The organism is Streptomyces aureus, assembly GCF_001418135.1.
In the GTDB taxonomy this organism is placed as follows: Bacteria; Actinomycetota; Actinomycetes; order Streptomycetales; family Streptomycetaceae; genus Streptomyces; species Streptomyces aureus_A.
Genome location: NZ_LIPQ01000563.1, coordinates 1 through 1,394, shown reverse-complemented (window position 1 = coordinate 1,394; position 1,394 = coordinate 1). Strand labels below are relative to the sequence as shown.

Below are 1,394 nucleotides of genomic sequence, written 5' to 3'. Positions count from 1 at the left end.
TCGTCGAGCACCTGCGGACCGTCGTCGCCCCGGCCGCACGGCCGGTCCCGCAGCCGATCCCGGAGCCCGCCCCGTGACCCTCCCCGAGCACCCGCCCGTCCCCCTGAGCGGGCCACGCTTCCAGACCGACCCCACCGAGCTGTACCGGCAGATCCGGCGCGAGCACGGGGCGGTCGCACCCGTCGTGCTGGACGGCGACGTGCCGGCCTGGCTGGTCCTCGGCTACCGCGAGCTCCACCAGGTCACCAGCGACCCGTCCCTCTTCTCCCGCGACTCCGAACTGTGGAACCAGTGGGACTCCATTCCGGCGGACTGGCCGCTGCTGCCGATGATCGGCCGCAAGCAGCCGTCCATCCTCTACACCGTCGGCGAGCGGCACCGCGAGCGCGCGAACGTCATCTCCACGGCCCTGGAGGGGATCGACCCGTTCGTGCTGAAGGAGCGGGCCGAGCGCTTCGCCGACGAACTGATCGACGCGCTGTGCGGCAAGGGGGCCTGCGACATCATCGCCGAGTACGCGATGCTGCTGCCGGTACGCGTCCTCGCCAGCGTCTACGGCTTCTCCGAAGAGCAGGGGCCGGGGCTCGTCACCGCCCTGAACGACATGATCAACGGCCAGGAGGGCGCGCTGGAGGGCCAGCGCCACCTGGCCGAGTCCATGTTCGCCCTGCTCGCCGCGAAGGCTGAGGCGCCGGGCGACGACGTGGCCTCCCGGATGCTGGGCAACACCGCCGGCTTCACGGTCGAGGAGGTCGCCCAGGACCTCATGGTGATGCTGGCCGCCGGCCATCAGCCCACCGCCGACTGGATCGGCAACTCGCTGCGGCTGATGCTCACCGACGACCGGTTCGCCGCCTCGCTGTCCGGCGGTCGCCACAGCGTCGGCGAGGCGATGAACGAGGTCCTGTGGGAGGACACCCCCACCCAGAACGTCGCCGGCCGCTGGGCGTCGCGCGACACCCACCTCGGCGGACGCCGGATCGGCCGCGGCGACCTGCTACTGCTGGGCCTGGCCGCCGCCAACTCCGACCCGCACGTGCGCGCCGACGCGGGCCGGCTCACGGGCGGCAACAACGCCTACCTCTCCTTCGGCCACGGCGAGCACCGCTGCCCCTTCCCCGCGCAGGAGGTCGCCGAGACCATCGCCCGCACGGGAATCGAGGTACTGCTCGACCGGCTGCCGGACGTCGACCTCGCGGTCCCCGCGGCCGACCTCGCCCGCCGCCCCTCCCCCTGGCTGCGCGGACTCACCGCGCTCCCCGTGACCTACACCCCGACCCCCGCCCTTGGAGCCCTCGGATGAATTGCCCGCACGCCCACGCCGCGTCCGCCGCCGACGCCATCGCCCTGGTCCCGTTCGTCGCCGACCTCGACGGCGAGAGCGCCCTGCTGCG

1 protein-coding gene is annotated in these 1,394 nt (G+C 73.2%); it reads left to right on the top strand.

What is annotated here, in order from left to right:
- Positions 1–73: 73 nt before the first annotated feature.
- On the top strand, positions 74–1,303 hold the full coding sequence (locus AOK00_RS33965; protein WP_055603987.1) for a cytochrome P450: 1,230 nt from the start codon (positions 74–76) through the stop codon (positions 1,301–1,303).
- Positions 1,304–1,394: the final 91 nt, after the last annotated feature.